This window comes from Pelomonas sp. Root405, from assembly GCF_001425165.1.
Taxonomy (GTDB): Bacteria; Pseudomonadota; Gammaproteobacteria; order Burkholderiales; family Burkholderiaceae_C; genus Pelomonas.
The window spans coordinates 307,881-322,356 of record NZ_LMDU01000016.1 but is presented as its reverse complement, the minus strand read 5'-3'; the positions used below and the strand labels follow the sequence as shown (position 1 = coordinate 322,356).

The 14,476-nt window shown below is 70.4% G+C and carries 11 protein-coding genes; 6 read left to right on the top strand and 5 right to left on the bottom strand.

Annotated elements, in window-relative coordinates:
* The first annotated feature begins 131 nt into the window (after window positions 1-131).
* Together ASC81_RS24305 and adhP are read left to right on the top strand one after the other, a co-directional pair.
* Complete coding sequence (locus ASC81_RS24305; RefSeq protein WP_056273440.1) at window positions 132-1,487, top strand: MBL fold metallo-hydrolase RNA specificity domain-containing protein; 1,356 nt, start codon at window positions 132-134, stop codon at window positions 1,485-1,487.
* 27 nt (window positions 1,488-1,514) lie between these two features.
* Entirely contained in the window at window positions 1,515-2,537 is a 1,023-nt protein-coding gene (adhP, locus tag ASC81_RS24300) for an alcohol dehydrogenase AdhP (RefSeq protein ID WP_056273297.1), read from the top strand.
* Between the two features lie 3 nt (window positions 2,538-2,540).
* On the opposite strand, the gene ASC81_RS24295 is transcribed toward adhP, so the two are convergent.
* Together ASC81_RS24295 and ASC81_RS24290 are read right to left on the bottom strand one after the other, a co-directional pair.
* Window positions 2,541-3,128 (bottom strand): NAD(P)H-dependent oxidoreductase, encoded by a 588-nt coding sequence (locus ASC81_RS24295; RefSeq protein WP_056273294.1) that lies wholly within the window; start codon window positions 3,126-3,128, stop codon window positions 2,541-2,543.
* A 12-nt stretch (window positions 3,129-3,140) separates the two neighbouring features.
* Complete coding sequence (locus tag ASC81_RS24290; protein WP_056273292.1) at window positions 3,141-3,590, bottom strand: universal stress protein; 450 nt, start codon at window positions 3,588-3,590, stop codon at window positions 3,141-3,143.
* 141 nt (window positions 3,591-3,731) lie between these two features.
* Here ASC81_RS24290 and ASC81_RS24285 point away from each other — a divergent pair, with 141 nt between their 5' ends.
* Entirely contained in the window at window positions 3,732-6,389 is a 2,658-nt protein-coding gene (locus tag ASC81_RS24285; protein WP_056273436.1) for a bifunctional acetate--CoA ligase family protein/GNAT family N-acetyltransferase, read from the top strand.
* A gap of 33 nt (window positions 6,390-6,422) precedes the next feature.
* Here the strand turns inward: ASC81_RS24285 and ASC81_RS24280 are convergent, their stop codons facing one another.
* Complete coding sequence (locus ASC81_RS24280) at window positions 6,423-6,920, bottom strand: hypothetical protein (protein ID WP_056273290.1); 498 nt, start codon at window positions 6,918-6,920, stop codon at window positions 6,423-6,425.
* A gap of 200 nt (window positions 6,921-7,120) precedes the next feature.
* Between ASC81_RS24280 and ASC81_RS24275 the strand changes: the two genes are divergently transcribed.
* The 3 genes from ASC81_RS24275 to ASC81_RS24265 are packed head-to-tail and all read left to right on the top strand — an operon-like array spanning window position 7,121 to window position 11,519.
* Window positions 7,121-7,900, top strand: coding sequence for a Crp/Fnr family transcriptional regulator (locus tag ASC81_RS24275; RefSeq protein WP_235533758.1), 780 nt, complete (start codon window positions 7,121-7,123; stop codon window positions 7,898-7,900).
* A gap of 51 nt (window positions 7,901-7,951) precedes the next feature.
* Entirely contained in the window at window positions 7,952-9,940 is a 1,989-nt protein-coding gene (locus tag ASC81_RS24270; RefSeq protein ID WP_082536782.1) for a bifunctional diguanylate cyclase/phosphodiesterase, read from the top strand.
* Window positions 9,909-11,519 carry a methyl-accepting chemotaxis protein gene (locus ASC81_RS24265; RefSeq protein ID WP_056273285.1) on the top strand — a complete coding sequence of 537 codons (1,611 nt, stop codon included), beginning with the start codon at window positions 9,909-9,911 and terminating at the stop codon, window positions 11,517-11,519. Before ASC81_RS24270 ends, ASC81_RS24265 begins: the two co-directional genes overlap by 32 nt.
* On the opposite strand, the gene ASC81_RS24260 is transcribed toward ASC81_RS24265, so the two are convergent.
* Window positions 11,506-13,599: a PAS domain S-box protein gene (locus tag ASC81_RS24260; protein WP_056273283.1), complete on the bottom strand. Its 2,094-nt coding sequence runs from the start codon at window positions 13,597-13,599 to the stop codon at window positions 11,506-11,508. The genes ASC81_RS24265 and ASC81_RS24260 overlap by 14 nt on opposite strands.
* Entirely contained in the window at window positions 13,596-14,345 is a 750-nt protein-coding gene (locus ASC81_RS24255; RefSeq protein ID WP_056273280.1) for a winged helix-turn-helix domain-containing protein, read from the bottom strand. The genes ASC81_RS24260 and ASC81_RS24255 overlap by 4 nt, the downstream gene beginning before the upstream one ends.
* Between the last annotated feature and the right edge of the window lie 131 nt (window positions 14,346-14,476).

Below are 14,476 nucleotides of genomic sequence, written 5' to 3'. Positions count from 1 at the left end.
TCTCGCGCAAGGCCACGCGACAGGTCGCTGGCTAGGCTGGTGCCACTGAGCAAGGAGACCTCGATGCCGATCACGCCGCGACATGAGCCAACAGCGCTTCACCGGGCGGGCGCATGAGCGCGCCGGACGGGCTGAGCCTGCGCTTTCTGGGCGCCACCGGCACGGTGACCGGCTCGCGCTACCTCGTCGAATGGCAAGGCCGCCGCCTGCTGGTCGACTGCGGCCTGTTCCAGGGCCTCAAGCAGCTGCGCCTGCGCAACTGGGCACCCTTCGCCGTGCCGGCGGCGTCCATCGATGCGGTCGTGCTGACCCATGCCCACATCGACCACAGCGGCTACCTGCCGCGCCTGGTCAGCGAGGGCTTTCGCGGGCCCATCCATGTCACGCCCGGCACGGCCGAGCTGCTGTCCATCCTGCTGCCCGACTCGGGCCGGCTGCAGGAGGAGGACGCGCGCTATGCCAACCGCCATGGCTTCAGCCGCCACACGCCGGCCCTGGCGCTTTACACCGAAGCGCAGGCCTTGCAGAGCCTCAAGCAGGTGCGCCGGCACGAGTTCGGCCAGGGCTTCGAGCCGCTGCCGGGGCTGACCGCGGTCTTCAGCCATGCAGGCCACATCATCGGCGCGGCCAGCGTGCAGCTGGCGACCGCGGCGGGGTCGATCAACTTCTCTGGGGACCTGGGGCGGCCCGACGACCCGGTGATGCTGCCGCCTGCGGCTGCGCCGGATGCCGACATCGTCATCATCGAATCGACCTATGGCGACCGGCGCCACGCCGGATCACCCAACGCCGATGCGCTCTGCGACGTGGTCGCCCGCACGGCCGCGCGCGGCGGCACGACGCTGATCCCGGCCTTTGCCGTCGGTCGGTCGCAGGCCATCCTGCATGCGCTGCTGCGCCTGAAGGCTGAGCGCCGCATTCCCGATCTGCCGCTTTACCTGAACAGCCCGATGGCCACGCAGGTCACGCGGCTGGTTCAGACCCATGGCGATGAGCATCACCTGACCGAGGCCGACCGGCGTGACCTGGTCGAGAAGGTGCATTACGTTCGCACCGAAGACGAATCGCGCCGGCTCAACCGGCCGTCCTACCCCAGCGTCATCGTCGCGGCCAGCGGCATGGCCACGGGCGGCCGGGTGCTGCACCACCTCGAAGCCCTGGCCCCCGACCCGCGCAACGCCGTCGTCTTCGTCGGCCACCAGGCCGCCGGCACGCGCGGCGCCACGCTGCTGGGCGGGGCCGAAAGCATCCGCATGCACGGCAAGTGGGTACCGGTGCGCGCCCAGATCGCCGCCATCGACGGCATGTCCTCGCATGCCGACCAGGCGCAGCTGCTGGACTGGCTGGCCACGCGCAAGCGCCCACCCCGCCATGTCTACGTGACGCACGGCGAGCCGCAGTCCGCCGACGCCCTGCGCCAGGCCATCGAAGAGCGCTTCGGCTGGCCCGCCTCGGTGCCCGACTACCTCGACACCGTCACCCTCTGAGCCCATTGCCCGCCCCAAGGAGTTGCCATGCCCACCATGAAGGCCGCTGTCGTCCGCGCCTACCGTGAACCGCTCAGCCTGGAGGAGGTGGCCATTCCGGATGTGCCACCCGGCCAGATCCTCGTCAAGGTTGCCGCCTGCGGTGTCTGCCACACCGACCTGCATGCGGCCGACGGCGACTGGCCGGTCAAGCCGCCGCTGCCCTTCATTCCAGGCCACGAGGGCGTCGGCCACGTGGCGGCGCTGGGTGCGGGCGTCAAGGGCATCCGCGCGGGCGACCGTGTCGGCGTGCCCTGGCTGCACACCGCCTGCGGCCATTGCGAGCATTGCCTGACCAGCTGGGAGACGCTCTGCGACGAACAGCAGATGACGGGCTACACGGTCAATGGCAGCTTTGCCGAATACGTGCTGGCCGACCCGGCCTATGTCGGCCATCTGCCGGCCAACGCTTCGTTCGAGGCACTGGCCCCCATCCTCTGCGCCGGCGTCACGGTCTACAAGGGCCTGAAGGTGCTGGACGTGCGCCCGGGCCAGTGGGTGGCCATCGTCGGCGTGGGCGGGCTGGGCCACCTGGCCGTGCAATACGCGCGTGCCATGGGCCTGCACGTCGTCGCCGTCGATATCGACAGCGCCAAGCTCAAGCTCGCCGCCCAGTTGGGCGCGGAGCTGTGCATCAACACCGCCGAGGAGGACCCGGTAGCCCTGCTGCAAAAGCAGCTGCGCGGCGTGCACGGCGCCCTCGTCACCGCGGTGTCGCGCGAGTCCTTCGGCCAATCGCTTGGCATGCTGCACAAGCGCGGCACCATGTCCATGGTCGGCCTGCCGCCAGGCGACTTCGCGTTGCCGATCTTCGATGTCGTGCTGAACGCCAAGACCGTGCGCGGCTCCATCGTCGGCACGCGCCAGGACCTCGCGGAAGCGCTGCAGTTCGCCGCCGAAGGCCTCGTGCATGCGACCACGACGACGTACCGGCTGGCAGACATCAACCGCATCCTCGACGGCCTGCGCCACGGTCGCATCGAGGGCCGCGCGGTGTTGAGCTTCGCCTGAACTTCAGTCGGCTTTCGCGCCGCTGCGGCGCATCTGCCGCAGCCACTTCGCGACGCCGGCCTCGCCGAGCGCCTCGACCGAGCCGACCAGGGTCTCGCGGACCGGTGCGAAGCCGACGAAGCCGAGGATGTTGCGCTCCAGCGACTTCAGGCTGTGGGCGCGGAAGTACCAGCGGTAGACCAGGGCCGGCATGCCCATCGTGACGACCACCCGCGCGGAGCGCCCCTTGAGCAGCTTGCCGCCCAGGCCGCCCTCGCCCGGCTTGCCAAGCGCAAAGCCTGGCCGGGCGACCTGTTCCAGGAAGCCCTTCAGCAGCGCCGGCATGTCGCCCAGCCACAACGGGAAGAACAGCACGACATGGCCGGCCCAGAGGATGTCCTGCTGCGCCGGCAACAGTGCGGCGGGCGCACTGCCGTGGTCCCAGTCGTCCTTGCTGCGCAGCAGCGGGAAGTCCAGCGCCGCCACGTCTATCACGCGCACCGCGTGGCCGGCGGCGCGCGCGCCGTCGGCATAGGCGTCGGCCAGCGCGTGGCAGAGGTGGCGCCGGGCGCCGTCGGGGTGGCCGAGGATGAGCAGGATGCGGTTTGGCATGGCGTCGGGGTTTCAGCGCGCGACCAGCACCGGCAGTCGGGTCAGCGCCAGCACGGCGGCCGACTGGCTGCCCAGCAGGCCGGCAAGCCGGCCACCCATGCCGTGGGACGCCATGACGATGAGATCGCAGCCCTCGCGTTCGGCCGTTGCCAGGATCTCGTGGCTGGGCGAGCGGTCGCTCAGCACCACGCGCTGCGCGATGCGCCCGGCGTCGCCGCCGGCCCGCGCGATGGCCTCGCTCAGCCGCTGCCGGCCCTCGGTGACGATGGCTTCGCGCAGGCCCTTGGCGTCGACCGGGTGGCCGCATGCCGCCCGCAGGTATTCGGGCAGGCCGTAGTCATGCACCACCAGCAAGGCGGTCATCGGCGCAGCGGGGGCCACGCGCAGCGCCAGCTTGATCGCCTCGTCGGCCAACAAGGAGCCGTCGGTGGCCACCAGCAGATGTTTGAATTCAGCAGCCATCTCGGGCACCTCCGGCTTTCACGCGAACACCGCCCATCCTGCGGTTGCGTTGGCGATACCGACTTGCGCTCGATCAAAGGCGCACGCATCCGATTGATGCTGCGCAAGGCGCAGGCCCGCGCTTGTCGCGACGATGTGCCGATGACCCAACGCCACCTCGACCGCCTGCTCACGCCACAGTCCGTGGCCGTTTTCGGCGCCTCCGACAAGCCCGGGCGCGTCGGCACGACGGTGTGGCGCAACCTGGTTGCCGGCGGTTTCAAGGGGCCGGTGGCGCCGGTGAACCCGCGGGTGCAGCGCCTGGACGGCGCGCCTTGCTATCGCGACGTGGCCGAGCTGCCTTTCACGCCCGACCTGGCCGTGCTGTGCACGCCGCCGCACGGCATCGCCGCGCTCGTGCGCCAGCTCGGCGAACGCGGCACGCGGGCCGTCGTCATCGTGACCGCCGGCCTGAGCCCGCAGCAAAAGCAGGCCGCGCTGGACGCCGCACGGCCGCACATGCTACGGCTGCTCGGCCCCAACTGCATCGGCCTGCTCAGCCCGCACATCGGGCTGAACGCCAGCTTCACGCAGGCGGCCGCGCTGCCCGGCGAGCTGGCCCTGGTGTCGCAGTCCGGCGCGCTGGTCACGGCCTTGCTCGACTGGGCCAATGCCGAGCGCATCGGTTTCTCCCACCTCGTCTCGCTGGGCGAGCATGCCGACGTCGACTTCGGCGATCTGCTGGACCACTTGGCCACCGACAGCCACACCCGCGCCATCCTGCTTTACGTGGAGTCCATCAGCTCGCCGCGCAAGTTCATGTCGGCGGCGCGGGCGGCGGCGCGCGCCAAGCCGGTCATCATCGTCAAGGCCGGCCGTGCGCCGGCGGGCATGCGGGCGGCGGCCTCGCACACCGGTGCGCTGGCAGGTGAGGACATCGTGTTCGACGCCGTCATCCGGCGCGCCGGCATGCTGCGGGTGGACACTCTGAAGGACCTCTTCATCGCCGCGGAGACGCTGGCGCGCTTTCGGGACAACCGCAGCGACGAGCTGATGGTCGTGACCAACGGCGGCGGCGCGGGCGTGATGGTGGCCGACGCCACCGCCGCGCTCGGCGTGACGCTGGCGCGACCGGGCTGCGCGCTGATGCAGCGGCTCAACGCCGTGCTGCCGGCCAACTGGTCGCACGCCAACCCCATCGACATCATTGGCGACGCGCCGGTGCAGCGCTATGTCGACGCGCTGACGGCCCTGCTGGCGGCGCCCGAGGCGGGCGCGCTGCTCGTCGTGCACGCGCCGACGGCCATCGTCGCCAGCGAGGACATCGCGCGGGCCTGCGCGCCTCTCATCGCGGCGCGCCCGGGGCGGGTGCTGAGCTGCTGGCTGGGGGGCGAGACGGTGGCGCCGGCGCGGCGCATCTTCGAGGCCGCCGGCATCGCCAGCTACGACACGCCCGAGGAGGCGGTGCGCGCCTTTGCGCTGATGCAGACCTACCGGTGCAACCAGGTGGCGCTGCGGCAGACGCCGTCGGCCAGCAGCAATGCCGAGCCCGACCGGGCCCGCGCGCGACGGGTCGTCGACGCCGCACTGGCCGCCGGCCGCGAATGGCTGGACGAGGTCGATGCCAAGGAGGTGCTGGCCGCCTATGGCATCCCGGTCGTGGCGACCTTGCGCGTGGCGGCGTCGCCCGATGCGGCGGCCGACGCGGCGCGTCGCATCGACGGGCCCGTGGTGCTCAAAGTGGTGTCGCCCGCCATCCTGCACAAGTCCGACGCCGGCGGCGTGCGCCTGGACCTGCACGGCGAAGCGGCCGTGCGCACGGCCGCGCAGCAAATGCTCGCCCACCTGCAGGCCACCCGGCCGGAGGCGCGCGTCGAAGGCTTCAGCGTGCAGGCCATGGTGCGGCGGCCGCATGCGCAGGAGCTGATCGTCGGCGCCCATATCGACGCCATCTTTGGGCCGGTGCTGCTGTTCGGTCAGGGTGGCACGGCGGTGGAGGTGCTGGGCGACCGCGCCGTGGCACTGCCGCCGCTGAACCGCACGCTGGCGCGCGACCTCATCGGCCGCACCCGCGTGGCGCGCCTGCTGGGCGGCTACCGCGACCACCCGCCGGCGCGCATCGACGCGCTCTGCGACGCGCTGATCGCAGTGGCGCAGATGCAGGCCGACCTGCCCGAGCTGGCCGAGCTGGACATCAATCCGCTGTTGGCCGATGAACAGGGCGTCGTCGCCCTGGATGCGCGACTGCGCCTGTCGGCGCTGGCGCCATCCGGCGTGGCGCGTTTTGCGGTGCGGCCCTATCCCGCCGAATGGGACCGCCCGCTGTACTGGCAGGGCCAGCCGCTGCGCATGCGGCCGATCCGGCCCGAGGACGAGGCCTTGCACCGCACCTTCCTGGAGGCCTGCAGCCCCGAAGACCTGCGCATGCGCTTCTTCCAGGCGCCGCATCCGCTGACGCATGACGATCTGGCCCGCTGGACGCAGATCGACTACGAGCGCGAGATGGCCTTCGTCATCGTCGACGAGGCCTGCGCCGACGGGCCCTGCTCGCTGGGCGTGGCGCGGCTGGTGCGCGACTCCGACAACATCGACGCCGAATTTGCGGTCATGGTGCGCAGCGACCTCAAGCGCCGGGGCTTGGGGCGCGTGCTGATGCAGGCGCTGCTGGGCTATGCCGTCGCGCGCGGCACGCAGCGCCTCGTCGGCCATGTGCTGCACGAGAACGGCGCCATGCTGCATCTGCTGGCGTCGCTGGGCTTCGAGCGCCAGGCCGGGCATGACCAGCCGGACGTGATCACCATGAGCCGCCGCACGGCATGACGCCGCGGCCACGCACGGCTCAGGGCCGCTTGCTCACCGGTTCACGGCCAGCAGCAGGGCCGCCTGCAGGATGCAGCCTCGCCTGACGGCCAGCGGCAGGCTGCCGTCCAGCTGGCCGGCCAGGACAGCGGTCGGGTGGCCGGGGAGGGCCAGCCCGAGGAAGACAGGAATGCCCGTGCTTCGGGCGATGTGGCGTACGAGAGTCTCGGGCAGGTGCTGGCATTCGACGGCGTCGTAGAGATGGCTGAGCAGCCCCGCCACGGCGTCGATCTGCGCCGCGCTGCTGCTTTCGTCCAGCCCCGGCGCGACGAGGGACACCTGCGCGCCCAAGGCGATGGCGGCGGCGTTGAAGTCGCGCTGACCTTCATCGCCCGACATGGGCGACAGCAGTGCCAGGCGCCTGCCGTGCAGGGGCTTCAGCGTCCGAGCATCTGGATCGGCCAGGGCGCAGGCCTGCGCCACCAGCGCGGCGGCGGTTTCAGGCGCGGTGAGATCGGCGCTGAAGGCGCGATGACGGGCAAGGGAACACATGTGGCGTCAGCGTAGCGAAGGCCATTGCGTTCGCCTTGATCAGCGTCAACCCGCTTGAATCTCGTTCCGTGCTGAACTTCTGCGACCGTTCGTTCACCGAGTGTTACGCACCGCGACGCACTGAGGCGGCGCATTGCTACGGCATTGGCGTGGGCTTCCTAGCATGCACTGCATCGAGCCACACACCACGAAAGAGCGCCATGCAGACGACCGCAGCACAACTCGCCACCCCGACCACCAAGCGGCATGACATCGCCGCCGTCGCGGGCCTCGGCATGCCAGCCGCGCTGCCGACGAGCGCCGGCCAGCGCATCGCCGAGCGGCTGCGGTTGATCGAGACGGTGCTGGGCCCGAAGCGCCGCGTCGTGAAGGCAGGCGATGTGATCTACCGCTCGGGCGAGGCCTTCTCCCACCTTCACGTGCTGAACTCTGGCTTCTTCAAGCTCATCAGCGTGTCGGCCGACGGCCGCGAGCAGGTGGTGGGCCTGAAGTTCCGCGGCGACTGGCTGGGCTTCGGTGCCATCGCCCGCAACGCCCATGCCTGCGACGCCGTGGCAATGGACACGGCCGAGGTTTGGTCGGTGCGCTACGAAGACCTGCTGCGTGCGTGCGCTGCGCATCCCGCACTGATGGAGATGGTGCACGAGGCGATGAGCAGCGAGATCATGCGTGACCGCGAATCGATCATGGCCATCTCCACGCTGCCCGCCGACGCGCGCGTGGTCGCCTTCCTGCACTACTGGGCCGACTCACTCGCCGTGCGCGGCCTCAGAGCTGACCAGTTCAGCCTGCGCCTGAGCCGCGCCGAGATCGGCAATTACCTGGGGCTGACGCTGGAGACGGTCAGCCGCGTGCTGTCCAAGTTGGTCCGCGCGCGGCTGATCGCATTCAACCAGCGCAGCCGCCGCGACATCTGCATTCCGGACTTCCATGCGCTGGAGGCCTTCGTCCAGCGCCGCACGGCACGCGACCTTCATTGAGTTGTCCAACGCCCGCACGAGGCGGACATCAGAGCAGGGAGAAGAAGATCCATGAAAAACATGCTTCACAGCGCGGCCACGCCCATCGCCATGGGTTATGCAGCATTCGGGCTGACCTGGATCGTCGTGTCCGACCGACTGCTGCAATGGGCGGTGCCCAACGCAGCGACGCTGTTCGCAGTCGGGCAGGGCAAGGGCATCGCGTTCGTGCTGGCCACCAGCGGCTTGATCTACATGATCGCCCTGCGCGCCCAGAAAAAAGCTGCGGAGGCCGCCGCATCGCTGCACTTCTCGCAGGACATGCAGCGACATCTGCGCCATTGGGCCACCGCCTTCGAGAACATCCGCGACGGGGTCGTCATCACCGACGCGCAGGGCTGCATCCGTTCCGTCAACGTTTCGTTCACGACCATCACCGGCTACACCGCCCAGGAGGCTATCGGCGCCACCATACAGCTGCTGCACTCGGGTCGACATGGCGCGCCGTTCTATCGGCAGATGTGGGCCGCACTCGGCATGGACGGCCATTGGCAGGGCGAGATCTGGAATCGCCGCAAGGACGGCACGACCTACCCCGAGTGGCTGACGATCAGCGCCGTGCGCGACGACAACGCGGCGGTCACCCATTACGTGGGCGTGTTCACCGACATCAGCCGCCTCAAGAACAGCGAGGCGCAGACGGACTGGCTGCTCCACCATGACCCGCTGACGCGCCTGCCCAACCGGGCGCAATTGCAGCAGCGGCTGGAAGCGACGCTCGCACGGGCGCAGCGGCGCGAGTGCAGCGCGGTACTGCTGGTCATCGACCTTGACGGCTTCAAGACCGTCAACGACAGCCTGGGGCACCCGGCCGGTGACGAGCTGCTGGTCTGCGTGGCCGGCCGCCTGCAGGCGCGCCTGCGACATGAGGACTTCCTGGGCCGGCTGGGCGGCGATGAGTTTTTGGTGATCCTGGAGAGCAGCACCGACAGCGCCGGCGTCGCCGTGCTGGCGCGCCACCTGCTGGCGGCCGTCTCGGCGCCGATGGTGCTGTCGGGCGGGCAGGAGGCCTACCTGACGGCCAGCATCGGCATCAGCATCTTTCCCGAGCAGGGCCACCCGACGGCGGTCGAACTGCTGCGCGATGCCGACGCCGCCATGTACCGCGCCAAGGAGCAGGGCCGCAACCAATTCTGCTTCTACACGGGCGACATGAACGCAGAGGCCCGCACCCGGCTGGAACTGGAGGCGGCACTGAGCCGCGCCATCGAGCGCCAGGAGCTGCTGCTGCACTACCAGCCCAAGGTCGATGCGCGCAGTGGCGCCATCGTTGGCGCCGAGGCCCTGCTGCGTTGGCAGCGCAGCGGCAGCGGGCTGGTGTCGCCGGCCCAGTTCATCCCGCTGGCCGAGCGCAGCAGCCTGATCCTGGACATTGGCGCCTGGGTCGTGGACGAGGCCTGCCGCCAGGTGCGCGCCTGGCAGGATGCCGGCCAGCCGGTGGTGCCCGTGGCCGTCAATGTGGCGGCGCGGCAGTTCGCGGCGGGTGACCTCGACCAGGTCGTGGCGCGCGCCCTGCAGCGCCACCGCGTCCACCCGCAGTGGCTGGAGATCGAGATGACCGAGGGCATGCTGATCGTCGAGCCGGGCGCCGCGATCACCATGCTCAAGCGGCTCAAGGCCCTGGGCGTGAAGCTGTCGCTCGACGACTTCGGCACCGGCTACTCCAGCCTGGCCTATCTGCAGCAGTTCCCCATCGATGCTCTGAAGATCGACCAGTCCTTCACCCGCCGCATCGGCGACCAACCCGACGGCGAAGCGCTGGTCGACGCCGTCATCGCGCTGGCGCACCGGCTGAACCTGCGCGTGGTTGCCGAGGGCGTCGAGACCGCGCAGCAAGGCGACTACCTGCGCCAGCAGGGCTGCGACGAGATGCAGGGCTACCACTTCGCACGGCCCATGTCGGCCGATGCACTTCAGCTCGGCCTGGCCGCCCCCGGCGCATGGAACCAACAAAACTACCGGAGAGATCATGCGCAGCAATCTGCCTGTCACCCAGCGTGAATACCTGCTTCCCACCGACCAGAACCTGGTCTCGACCACCGACCTCAAGGGCCGCATCCTGCATTGCAATGCCGCCTTCGTGGCCGCGAGCGGCTTTGCACGCGACGAGCTGCTGGGCCAGCCGCACAACCTGATCCGCCACCCCGACATGCCGCCCGAGGCCTTCCGCGACCTCTGGGCCACGGTCGGCGCCGGCCGACCCTGGTCGGGGCTGGTCAAGAACCGCCGCAAGGATGGCGACCACTACTGGGTGCTGGCCAATGTCACGCCGCTGATGGAGGAAGGGCGGCCGGTGGCCTTCCTGTCGGTGCGCTCGCGCGCCGGCCGGCCGCAGATCGAAGCCGCCGAGGCCCTCTATGCGCGCATGCGCGACGAGCAGCGGTCCGGCAAGCTGGTGCATGCGCTCGACGGCGGCCAGCTGCAGCGGCGCGACTGGCGCGGGCGGCTGGCCGGCGCGCTGGCGCGGCTGTCGTGGCTGAGCCGGGCCCCGGGCTATGCCGCCATCGGTGCCGTGGGTCTGATGCTCGCAGGCCAGGGCACTTGGCTCTCAGGCTTGGCGGTGCTGCTTGCTGCGGCCGTGGCCGCGGCGCTGGCCCAGCAGCGCCAGGGCCAGGGCCTGGCCCACGTCGAGCGCTATGCCAACCAGCTGGCCGCCGGCGACCTCAGCCGCAACCTCGAACCCAGCGGCAGCCGCCACAGCCGCGCGCTGGAGAGGGCGCTCGCGCAGCTGGCCGTCAACATCCGCTCGCTGGTGGCGGACACGCGTGTCGAGCTTGAGCAGATGAACCGTGTCAGCCGCGAGATCGCCCAGGGCAACCAGGACCTCGCCCAGCGCACGGAGTCGCAGGCGGCCAGCCTGGAGGAGGCGGCGGCCAGCATGGAGGAGATCACCGCCACCGTGCGACAGAGCACCGACACGACCCACAAGGCCAGTGGCGTGGCCGGCGAACTCAGCGAGGTGTCGCGGCGCAGTGCCGAGGTGGTGCATTCGGTCACCGGCACCATGGGTGGCATCACGCGCTCGTCGCAGCAGATCGCCGAGATCATCCAAGTCATCGACAGCATCGCCTTTCAGACCAACATCCTGGCCCTCAACGCCGCTGTCGAGTCGGCCCGTGCGGGCGAGCACGGCCGGGGTTTTGCGGTGGTGGCGGGCGAGGTGCGTGCGCTGGCGCAGCGCAGCTCCACCGCGGCCCGCGAGATCAAGCAGCTGATCCAGGCCTCCACCGAGCAGGTGCAGGCGGCCGAGCGCCAGACTGGCAGCGCCAGCGCCAGCATCGACACGACGCTGAAGTCGGTCGAGAGCTTCACGGTGATGATTGGCGACATCGACCGGGGCGCGCAGGAACAGCTGCTGGGCATCTCGCAGATGCACGAGGTCATCCAGCAGATGGACGGCTTCACGCAGCAGAACGCCGGCTTGGTGGAGCAGCTGGCCGGCTCGGCGCAGCAGATGGTGGCGCAGTGCGACGAGGTGAGCGCGGCGCTGCGCGTGTTCCGGCTGGAGCGCCGGGCCGCCGCGGCGGCTCAGCCCGATGCGGTCGCGCTGCGGCGCGCCGCGAAGCTCAGCGCGGCTTAGGACTGCCTTCAGCCGCCAGCACGCGCGCAATTGCCTGTGCGAGCTGCCCACGGCTGTAAGGCTTGGGCAGCAGCTCCCAGCTCGGTGGCGAGTAGCGGTCGGCGTCGAGCAGCTCGGCCGAGAAACCCGACATCAGCAGCACGGCCAGCCCGGGCTGGCGGGCCTGCGCCAGCCGCGCCAGCTCGGTGCCGCGCATGCCGGCGCCCAGTGCGATGTCGGTCAGCAGCAGGTCGAAGCGGGCCTCCGGCGTCAGCAGGAGCAAGGCCTGTTCGCCGGTGGGGCTGGCGGTGACTTGGCAGCCCAGCGTGCCGAGGAACTGCCGCGCCACGGCGCGCACTTCGGCATCGTCTTCCACCAACAGCACCTTCAAGCCGGCAGGGACCACGTCAACGTCGCGCGCTGACTCATCGGCGTCGATCCGTTCGGTCCATGGGCGCGGCAGGTAGAGCGAGATGGTCGTGCCGGCGCCCGGCGCCGACTCGATGGCCACCGCGCCGCGCGACTGCTTGGCAAAGCCGTAGACGGTGCTGAGCCCGAGGCCTGTGCCGCGGCCGGCCTGCTTGGTCGTGAAGAAGGGTTCGAAGGCGCGCTCCCTGACTTCCTCGGGCATGCCGGTGCCGGTGTCGGCGATGGCGATGCGCACGAAGCGCTCGTCCTGGGCGCTGGCGTCGTCGATCTCGCGCCGGACCTCGGCCGGCAGCGTGCCGGCCAGCGCGGCCGTGAAGCGCAGCGTGCCGCCCTCGGGCATGGCGTCGCGGGCATTGATCGCGATGTTGAGCAGGGCTGCTTCGAGCTGGCCGGGGTCGGCCAGCGCGGCCGGGCAACCGTCGGGCAGCTCGACGCTGATCGCGATGCGCTGGTCCAGCGTGCGGCGCAGCATGTCCGACAGTGACTGCAGCAGCGCCCCCACGTCGACGGCGGTGGGCTGCAGCACCTGGCGGCGCGAGAAGGCCAGCAGCTTGCCCGTCAGCTCAGCGCCGCGGCGCGAGGCGCGCGTGGCGGCGCTGACGAGCTGCTGGGCGAACTCCGCATTCGCCAGCGCCGGCAGTTCCTCCAGCACCTGCAGATTGCCCTGGATGACGGTCAGCAGGTTGTTGAAGTCGTGGGCGATGCCGCCGGTCAACTGGCCTACGCTCTCCAGGCGCTGGGCGTGGTTGAGGGCTTCCTCGCTCTGGGCGCGCTGCAGGCAGGTGGCCAGCAGGTTGGCCATCGATTCGAGAAAGCGTGTCTCGTCCTGGCTGAACTGCCGGGCACTGCGCGACTGCACCGCCAGCACGCCCACCATGCGGCCGCGGTCGGACAGCGGCACGGCCAGCATGCTGACGATGCCCGCGTCGAGATAGACCTGCGGCACTTCGAAACCGCCCTCCTGGCCCAGGTCGTCGACGACGACCGGGCGGGCGGCCGACAGCACATGGCCGGCAGGCGTGTCCGGGCGGTTGGCCATGCGCGTGCCGACCTGCGCACCGGCAATCTCGCCAAAGCAGCCCACCACCTTGAACTCCAGCCGGTTAGCTTCCATCAGCAGCACGCTGGCGAAATCGACTTCGAGGGCCTGGGCCGCGATGGCCGGGCCCTGCATCAGCAATTGCTGCGGGTCGCGCTCGTCGACAGCGATGCGGCCAAGCTGCGCCAGGTGCTCGCTGTGCCGGGCGCGCTGCAGTGCCTGCCGCACGCGCGGATAGGCGCCGATGTCGCGGATGGCCGCCACGACGAAGGGCAGGCCCTGGTTCTGCAGCGGGCTCAGGGCGATCTCGACCATGACCTCGCTGCCGTCGCGCCGCTTGGCGACCAGCTCCATCTGCGTGCCCATCGGCCGCGAACGCGGCGCGCCGCCGTAGGCCTGCCGGTAGGCGGCATGGCGTGGGCGAATGCTGTCGGGCACCAGCTCGTCCACGCCCAGGCGCATCAGCTCGTCGATGGAATAGCCCAGCAGCTTGGTAGCGGCCGGGTTGGCCAGCACGATGCGGCCGTCAGCGTCCACCAGCAGCAGCGCGTCGGGGTAGGCGGAGAACAGCGAGCGGTAGACGGTCAGGTCGTCCACGGCGCTCGTCGGCTCATTGGGGGCTGATGTCGTCACGGCACCGCCTTGGCCGGCGTGACCGGCGGGATGAAGATGTAGCCGGCGCCGCGCACCGACTTGATGATCTGCGGATTCTCGGCATCCGCTTCCAGCTTTTTGCGCAGCCGCCCGATCTGGACGTCGATCGTGCGGTCGAAAGGCGCCGCCTCGCGGCCGCGCGTCTGCTCCAGCAGGAAGTCGCGCGACAGCACGCGCCCCGGGTTCTGAACGAGCGTGGCCAGCAATTCGAACTCGCCGGTCGTCAGGCGCACCTCGTTGCCATCAGGCCCGTCCAGGCGGCGGGCGGCCAGGTCCAGCTGCCAGCCCAGAAAGCCCACGCAATGGCCGCCGGCCGGCGGGGCCGCCGCAGCGGCCGGGGCAGCCGGCGCAGATGCGGCCGGCGCGACGCGCCGCAGCACGGCCTTGACGCGTGCGACCAGCTCGCGCAGGTCGAAGGGCTTGGTGACGTAGTCGTCGGCGCCGATCTCCAGGCCCACGACCTTGTCGACGGCGTCGCCCCGGCCGGTGATGATGACCAGACCGCAGCGCCAATGTTCACGCAGCTGCCTGGCGATCACGAACCCGTCCTCGCCGGGCAGCCCCAGATCCAGCAGCACCAGCTCGGGCGGGTCGCTGGCCATCAGCGCCATCAGGTCGCGGCCCGAATGGCGCTGCGTCACACGAAAGCCGTGGCCCGCGAAGTAGTGGGCCAGCAGTTCGGTGATGGCCGACTCGTCATCGACAACGGCAATGTGCTGTGGCATCGCGGCGTCGGCTGAGCCGACGTGTTGTGGCGTTAGAGGGATTCTCACACCGTATCCGAGCCGACCCGGGGTTCGCATCAGGCTCGCAATCGCCCGCAAAACGCGGACTGGGAACGGTCTTTGCCGCGAAG

Coding starts and splice junctions, on each gene's coding strand:
- adhP (WP_056273297.1), top strand. CDS start 1,515: ATGCCCACCATGAAGGCCGCTGTCGTCCGCGCCTACCGTGAACCGCTC.
- ASC81_RS24295 (WP_056273294.1), bottom strand. CDS start 3,128: ATGCCAAACCGCATCCTGCTCATCCTCGGCCACCCCGACGGCGCCCGG.
- ASC81_RS24290 (WP_056273292.1), bottom strand. CDS start 3,590: ATGGCTGCTGAATTCAAACATCTGCTGGTGGCCACCGACGGCTCCTTG.
- ASC81_RS24285 (WP_056273436.1), top strand. CDS start 3,732: ATGACCCAACGCCACCTCGACCGCCTGCTCACGCCACAGTCCGTGGCC.
- ASC81_RS24280 (WP_056273290.1), bottom strand. CDS start 6,920: ATGTGTTCCCTTGCCCGTCATCGCGCCTTCAGCGCCGATCTCACCGCG.
- ASC81_RS24275 (WP_235533758.1), top strand. CDS start 7,121: ATGCAGACGACCGCAGCACAACTCGCCACCCCGACCACCAAGCGGCAT.
- ASC81_RS24270 (WP_082536782.1), top strand. CDS start 7,952: ATGAAAAACATGCTTCACAGCGCGGCCACGCCCATCGCCATGGGTTAT.
- ASC81_RS24265 (WP_056273285.1), top strand. CDS start 9,909: ATGCGCAGCAATCTGCCTGTCACCCAGCGTGAATACCTGCTTCCCACC.
- ASC81_RS24255 (WP_056273280.1), bottom strand. CDS start 14,345: ATGCCACAGCACATTGCCGTTGTCGATGACGAGTCGGCCATCACCGAA.